General features: G+C 71.2%; 7 protein-coding genes. 5 read left to right on the forward strand and 2 right to left on the reverse strand.

Translation table 11 applies throughout. From position 1 onward, the window contains the following. The 5 genes from NQ160_RS16760 to NQ160_RS16780 all read left to right on the forward strand — a co-directional run. On the forward strand, nucleotides 1-459 hold a 459-nt coding region (locus tag NQ160_RS16760; RefSeq protein ID WP_257516299.1), incomplete at its 5' end, for a hypothetical protein. Beyond that, on the forward strand, nucleotides 456-1,769 hold the full coding sequence (locus NQ160_RS16765) for a D-arabinono-1,4-lactone oxidase (protein ID WP_257516300.1): 1,314 nt from the start codon (nucleotides 456-458) through the stop codon (nucleotides 1,767-1,769). The genes NQ160_RS16760 and NQ160_RS16765, both read left to right, overlap by 4 nt. An 83-nt stretch (nucleotides 1,770-1,852) precedes the next feature. Continuing rightward, nucleotides 1,853-2,422, forward strand: a complete 570-nt coding sequence (locus tag NQ160_RS16770; protein WP_257516301.1) for a LemA family protein — start codon at nucleotides 1,853-1,855, stop codon at nucleotides 2,420-2,422. Between the two features lie 74 nt (nucleotides 2,423-2,496). Then, entirely contained in the window at nucleotides 2,497-3,384 is an 888-nt protein-coding gene (locus tag NQ160_RS16775; protein WP_257516302.1) for a M48 family metalloprotease, read from the forward strand. Between the two features lies 1 nt (nucleotide 3,385). After that, nucleotides 3,386-4,459 carry a DNA glycosylase AlkZ-like family protein gene (locus NQ160_RS16780; RefSeq protein WP_257516303.1) on the forward strand — a complete coding sequence of 358 codons (1,074 nt, stop codon included), beginning with the start codon at nucleotides 3,386-3,388 and terminating at the stop codon, nucleotides 4,457-4,459. A 24-nt stretch (nucleotides 4,460-4,483) separates the two neighbouring features. Here the strand turns inward: NQ160_RS16780 and NQ160_RS16785 are convergent, their stop codons facing one another. Both NQ160_RS16785 and NQ160_RS16790 read right to left on the reverse strand, forming a co-directional pair. Next, nucleotides 4,484-5,416, reverse strand: coding sequence for a hypothetical protein (locus tag NQ160_RS16785; RefSeq protein WP_257516304.1), 933 nt, complete (start codon nucleotides 5,414-5,416; stop codon nucleotides 4,484-4,486). Next, nucleotides 5,413-6,024: DNA glycosylase AlkZ-like family protein (locus NQ160_RS16790; RefSeq protein ID WP_257516305.1), on the reverse strand; the 612-nt coding region annotated here is incomplete at its 5' end. The genes NQ160_RS16785 and NQ160_RS16790, both read right to left, overlap by 4 nt.

The raw sequence follows: 6,024 nt of genomic DNA on the forward strand, positions 1-6,024 counted from the left end.
GGCACCGGATCGCTGGAGTACACCGCCGCCGACGAGTCCGTCACCGAGGTCACGGCCGGCAGCGGCCTGCTCGCCGGGCACCTGTTCGACGGGTACCGCGCCTTCGAGCCGGCGCCCGCAGCGGCGTTCGCCCTCGAAGTGGTCCGCAAGCCGGCGCCCGACATCGTCACGGTGCTCGGCGGCGGATGGATCGCGTCCGGCCCCGCGGTACCGTCGCGGCAGCCCGCGCCGGTGTGGCCGGCGGGGCTGCGCACGCTCGCGCGCGAGGGCGCGGGGGAGGTGCAGACTCCGCTGCAGGGTGCCGCCGCACGCAACCTGCGGGTCGGCGATCGCGTGTGGTTCCGTCACGCCAAGAGCGGGGAGCTCGCCGAGCATGTCGACCGTTACCGCCTGATCGACGGGGGCCGGATCGTGGGGGAGATGCCCACGTACCGGGGCGAGGGGATGAGCTTCCTGTGACCCGGCCCGGCGGCGTCTGGCGCAACTGGGGCCGCAGCGCGCAGGTGCGCCCGCAGCGGGTGGAGTTCCCCGCAACCGTCGCGGCTGTCCGCCGGTGCGTGCAGGCCGCGGCGGCCCACGGTCTGCGGGTGAAGGCGGTGGGGGCCGGTCACAGCTTCTCGGAGATCGCCGTCGCACCCGGTGTGCTGGTCGATCTCAGCGACCTGCGCGGCCTGGTCTCGGTGGACCGTGCGCGTGGTCGGGTGCGACTGCGGGCGGGCACACGGCTCCACAGCATCCCGCGCCTGCTGGCGCCCTACGGATTGGCGATGCCCAATCTGGGGGACATCGACCGTCAGACCATCGCCGGAGCCGTTTCGACCGGCACGCACGGGACCGGTGACCGCTTCGGCGGCATCGCCACGCAGGTCGTGGCGGCCACGCTCGTCACGGCGGACGGCGAGGTGCTCACCGTCGACGACGACGAGAACCCCGAGCTGCTGCCCGCCGTCGCCCTGGGGCTCGGTGCCCTCGGCATCCTCGTCGACATCACCCTGCAGTGCGTCCCGGCGTTCGTCCTGCACGCCGTCGAGCGTCCCGAGCCGCTCGCCGCCGTCGTCGAGGCGCTGCCGATGCGACACGCGAACGTCGACCACTTCGAGTTCTACTGGTTCCCGCACACCGAGATGGCGCTGACGAAGACCAATACGCGGCTGCCCGAGAGCGCACCGCGCCAGAGGCTCTCCGCCCCCGCACGCTGGGTCGACGACACGCTGCTGGCCAACGGGCTGTATCGGGTGACCTGTGCTGCCGGTCTGGCCGCGCCGCCCCTCGTGCCAGGGATCAACCGGCTCGCCACCCGGCTGACCGGCGATCGCGAGTACACCGACGAGTCCCACGCCGTCTTCACCCAGCGCCGCACGGTGCGCTTCCGCGAGATGGAGTACGCCGTGCCTCTGGATCGCCTGGCCGCGGCGTTCGGCGACCTGCGGGCCCTCATCGCCGATCGCGGATGGCGGCTGTCGTTCCCGATCGAGGTGCGCACCGCGGCCGCCGATGGGCTCTGGCTGTCGACGGCGTCCGGGCGGGACTCCGGCTACATCGCGGTGCACCGCTACTGGCGCGAGGACCCGGCGGAGTACTTCGATGCCGTGGAGCAGGTCATGCTGCGCCACGAGGGCCGACCGCACTGGGGAAAGATGCACGGGCTGGATGCCGCGCAGCTGCGGCAGCGCTACCCGCGCTTCGCCGAATTCACCGCGCTGCGCGATCGGCTCGACCCCACGCGGATGTTCCACAACGCCTACCTCGAGCGCGTCGTGGGTGGGTAAAAACTGGGAGTGGGCGACTGTGCGCGAGCGGGTTCCCCGTGTGCGATTAGGATGAGAGAAACTCGGAGGGGAGTCGGGAGCACATGTGGGAATGGTTGATCCCGGTACTGATCGTCGTCGCGCTTGTCGTCGTCGTCGGCGTCTACCTGTGGGCGACGTACAACTCGCTCGTGGCGCTGAATGTCCGCGTCGATGAGGCGTGGAGCGACATCACGGTGCAGCTCAAACGTCGCGCCGATCTGCTGCCGAACCTGATCGAGACGGTCAAGGGCTACGCCGCGCACGAGAAGGCGGTCTTCGAGAACGTCACCCGCGCGCGCGCCGAGACGCTCTCCGCCACCGGGCCCGCCGATGCCGGTGTGGCCGAAGGGCACATGCAGCAGGCGCTGAAGTCGCTGTTCGCCGTCGCCGAGGCGTACCCGCAGCTGCAGGCCAGCCAGAACTACCTGCACCTGCAGCAGTCGATCGTCGACACCGAGGACAAGATCCAGGCCTCGCGCCGGTTCTACAACGGCGGTGTCCGCGAACTCAATACGAAGATCCGGGTGTTCCCGAACAACCTCTTCGCGCGCAACCTCGGCTTCCACGAGCGGGAGTTCTTCGAGGTCGTCGACGGCGCGGCCATCTCCGAGCCCCCGCGCGTCCAGTTCTGACACGAGATCGATCGATGCCTCGCAGCGCGCATGCACGGGCATCGCTCTTGCGCGCACGTTGAGGCGAACGCGCCGTGTACTCCGCGATAGCCCGCAACAAGCGCAACACGTGGCTGATCCTGATCGGCTTCGTGCTGGCGATCGCCGCGGTGGGAGCTCTCGCCGGCTGGCTGGCGGGGAACAACTGGTGGATCACCGCGTTCGTGCTGGTGTTCGCCGTGGGCTACGCCACGGTGCAGTACTTCGCCGCCGACCGCGAGGCCCTTGCCCTCTCGGGAGCGGTGGAGGTGTCTCAGGCCGACGCCCCGCGCTTTCACCGCATCGTCGAGAACCTCTGCATCACCACCGGCACCCCCATGCCGAGGCTCTACGTCGTCGACGATCCGGCCCCCAATGCCTTCGCCACCGGGCGCACGCCTGACAAGGCCGCGATCACGGTCACGACCGGGCTGTTCGAGCTGCTGACGGATCGCGAGCTCGAAGGCGTGCTCGCGCACGAACTGGCCCACATCCGCAACTACGACATCCGCGTCTCGCTCGTGGTGTTCGGCCTGGTCGTCGCAGTGGGAGCGCTGTCGGACATCGTGATGCGCATGGCGTTCTTCGGCGGCGGCAGGCGGGGCGGCAACAACCAGTCCCAGCTGATCTTCCTCCTCTTCGGCGTCGTCGCCGCCGTCGTCTCGCCACTCGTGGCCGCCGTCGTGCAGGCGTCGATCTCGCGGCAGCGCGAGTACCTCGCCGACGTCACGGGGGCGCTCACGACGCGTGACCCCGACGCGCTGGCATCCGCGCTGGAGAAGATCGGCGATGCGGCGCAGCCCCTGCAGCGCGCCAACACGTCGATGGCCCACCTCTGGCTTGCCGACCCTCTTCGCCCGGGCGCAATGACCCGACTCTTCGCGACGCACCCGCCCCTGCCCGACCGCATCGAGCGCCTGCAGACGATCGGCGGACGGTTCTGACATGCCCGACCCGCTGCGGTTGTCGCGGCGAGACGCGCGCCGTGTGGCGGTGCGGGCCCAGCTCCTGAGCGAGCCTCGCCCAGCGGCCATCGTCGAGACGGTCTACGCCCTGACCGCCGTGCCGGTCGACACGACGGCCGCGATCATGCCGAGCGCGGACCACATCCTGTACAGCCGTCTGGGGTGGCCTTACCAGCCCTCCGACCTGCGCCAGGCGGTGGAGGTCGACCGGGACCTTTTCGAGTGGGACGGGTACTGCCGCGTGATGTCCGACCTGCCGCTGTACCGCGCCACGATGTCCCGCCGGCCCGAGTACCCCCGCACGCGGGACTGGCTGGTCGCCAATGACGAGTTCCGCCGCGGGGTGCTCGCCCGGCTGCGCGCAGAGGGGCCGCTGCATGCGGCGGAGATCCCCGACGGCGCACAGGTGTCGTGGAAGTCCACGGGATGGACGCACAGCCGCAACACCACGCAGATGCTCGAGATCCTCCTCTCCCGTGGCGACGTGGCGGTGTGGGGGCGCGACGCGAAGGGACGGCTGTTCGACGTCGCAGAGCGGGTCTACCCGGGGGACCTGCCCGACGTTGCGGACGCCGACGCCGCGCGGGAACTCGCCGAGCGGCGGCTGGCCGCGCAGGGCATCGTACGGGCGAAGGACGCGGGCGACGAGGTGGGCGTTGCGGCCGTCGTCGAGGACACCGAAGGGACATGGCGGGTGGATGCCGAGGTGCTCTCGGACTGCGCCGTGTTCGCCGGGCGCACGGTGCTCGTCTCGCCCCTGGATGCACTCGTGGCCGATCGGGCCCGGCTGCGGACGCTCTTCGGTTACGAATACGTGCTGGAGATGTACAAGCCGGCATCCACCCGGCGGTGGGGCTACTTCGCGCTGCCCATCCTGCACGGCGACCGGTTCGTGGGAAAGCTGGATGCGCGCGCCGACCGACGCGCAGGCGTGATGCACGTCAACGCGGTGCACGAAGACGGCGGCTTCGACGACGAGGCGCGGGCGGCGGTGGCCACGGAGGTCGAAGCGCTCGCGGAGTGGCTGGGCCTGGAGCTGCGCGGCTGGGAATGACCGGCGACGAAAGCCCGGCGCGCCTCAGAAGACCGTCAGCAGCGCCTGCCCCTCGGTGAACGTCAGGGCGCCGCGCACGGTCCATGCGTCAGTGCGGTACGTCGCGGATACGGTGGCGCCGCCCCGGTCCACGCCGACAGCGGTGGCGACGACGACGCCGTCGGCCGCGATGAACGACAGCGTCGCGGGATCGATCGAGAGCGCGGGGTATGCCTCGATGCGCAGGCTCACCTCCGTGAGCTCCGCAAGATCGGCGGCCCAAGGGATCGCCAGCCCGCAGCGCGGAGGCACCTCGGTCGTCGCCTGGGCGCAGCCGTCGAGGTATGCGTCCAGCTGCGGCTGAGCGCGCGCCGCGGCATCCGGGGCGAGCATCGCATCGATGGAGACCGGTGCGGAGCGATCGGTGATGGCGGCGAACGTCGCATCGCCGTCGAGCAAGTCGGTCGGTGCCGCCTGCGCCGTGTAGACGGCGGGCAGGAGGGTGAGCGCACCGTCGGCGCCCTGCGCGCCGTCCGTGTGCAGCGGCAGCACCGTCTCGCCGATGGCGACCGCCTCGCCCAGCGTCGTGGTCGTCTCGATCACCGCGAGGGAATCGTCCGTGAGCGTCCAGCTTCCGGAGTCATCGGTCAGCGCGAAGCGGATCGTCGTGGCGTCGCCCTGCAGCCGCACGGAGGCCCGGTAGGTCGTCACCTCGCCGTCGGGTTCGCTGTCGGTGATCTCGGGCTCCTGCACGTACGCGTCGGCGGCACCGAACGTCGCCAGCAGCGTGTCGGTCAGCGCGTCCTGCGGCAGCAGCGAGCGCATCGCGTCGGCGTCGCCGGCTGCGAGTGCGCGCAGGTAGCGCTCGGCCGCGTCATCGGCCGAGCCGGGGCGGGCGAGGTTCCAGACCAGAGCCGCCAGGGCGACGGCGAGCACGGCGGATGCCGCGACGATCGCGATGACGGTGGTGCGTTTCACTCCTCCACGGTAACGGCGGGCGAGGGCGGTGCGAGCGTGCGGTCGTGTCGCGCCGCGCCTCCCAGGGCGGCGGCGAGGTCGTCTGCGGCGTCGCCCCACCGCCCCACCGAGATGTGTTCGAGCCCCTGCCAGCGTGCCGCCTCGCGCAACTCCCCGGCCAGCCGGTCGGCAGCCTCGGGAGGCCTGCCGTGCTCCCACCAGGCGGACTGCACCAGGAGGGTGCAGCGCGGGCGGTCGGCCTTGAGGTCGACGCGCCCCACGACGTCGTCGCCGACGAGGACGGGCAGCGAGTAGTACCCGAAGCGCCTCTTGTGCGCGGGTGTGTAGATCTCGATGCGGTAGTCGAAGCCGAACAGACGCTCGGCACGGTCCCGGAACCACACCAGCGGGTCGAACGGGGTGAGGAGGGCAGTGGCATCGACGCGGCGGGGGAGTGCGGCATCCCTATGCAGCCACGCGTTCGCCGGCCTGCCCGCTGACTCCCACCCCTCCACCGTCACCGGTCGCAGGGTGCCGTCATCGACGAGATCGCCGACGGCCCGCAGCACGCTCGCGCGGTCGGCGATGCGCCAGTAGTCCGCGAGGTCGGCGGCCGTCGCCACTCCGTA

Source organism: Microbacterium sp. zg.Y909 (genome assembly GCF_024626565.1).